The sequence below is a fragment of the Bordetella petrii genome (genome assembly GCF_020991325.1).
GTDB lineage: Bacteria > Pseudomonadota > Gammaproteobacteria > Burkholderiales > Burkholderiaceae_B > Bordetella_A > Bordetella_A petrii_E.
This window is the reverse complement of record NZ_JAJMLX010000527.1, coordinates 1-783: the sequence shown is the minus strand read 5'-3', so window position 1 is coordinate 783 and position 783 is coordinate 1. Positions and strand designations below refer to the sequence as shown.

Genomic DNA, 783 nt, shown 5'->3' with positions numbered 1-783 from the left:
GCCATACAGCGCGCGCTGCGCCCAGCGGCGCAGGCGCCAGCGCGGCAGGGCAGGTTCGGCCACGCCGTACTGCACCGCCAGCGACAGTTCAGGACTCATCTTCGGCCGCACGGTCGTAGGCGTCGACAATGCGCGCCACCAGCGGGTGGCGCACCACGTCGCGGCTGGTGAAGCGGGTGGTGGCGATGCCCTGCACGTCTTCCAGCACGCGCACCGCATGTGCCAGGCCGCTTTGCTGTCCGCGCGGCAGGTCGACCTGGGAAGGGTCGCCCGTGATGACGGCCTTGCTGCCGAACCCGATGCGGGTCAGGAACATTTTCATTTGTTCCGGCGTGGTGTTTTGCGCTTCGTCCAGGATGACAAAGGCATGATTCAGCGTGCGCCCGCGCATATAGGCCAGCGGCGCGATCTCGATGGTCTGTTTTTCGAACAGGCGCTGCACCTTGTCGAAACCCATCAGGTCGTACAGGGCGTCGTACAGGGGGCGCAGGTAGGGGTCGACCTTCTGGGCCAGGTCGCCCGGCAGGAAGCCCAGGCGTTCGCCAGCCTCGACCGCGGGGCGGGTAAGCACCAGGCGCTGCACGGAATCGCGTTCCATGGCGTCGATGGCGCAGGCCACCGCCAGCCAGGTCTTGCCGGTGCCGGCCGGGCCTATGCCGAAGGTGATGTCGTGCTTGAGAATGTTGTCCAGGTAGTCGCGCTGGCGCGGCGTGCGCGGACGCAGGTCGCTGCGCCGGGTGCGCAGCACGATGCCGTCTTCGCCCTGGCCGTCGGCGGCCGACA

At 68.1% G+C, this 783-nt stretch carries 1 protein-coding gene and 1 pseudogene; both read right to left on the bottom strand.

Features of this window, described 5'->3' with window-relative positions:
* Positions 1-99 (bottom strand): annotated as a pseudogene (locus tag LPZ50_RS25135) (rRNA maturation RNase YbeY); the annotation flags it as partial.
* Positions 89-783 (bottom strand): PhoH family protein (locus tag LPZ50_RS25130; RefSeq protein ID WP_230665538.1); only part of this gene is annotated, 695 nt, incomplete at its 5' end. The pseudogene LPZ50_RS25135 and the gene LPZ50_RS25130, both read right to left, overlap by 11 nt.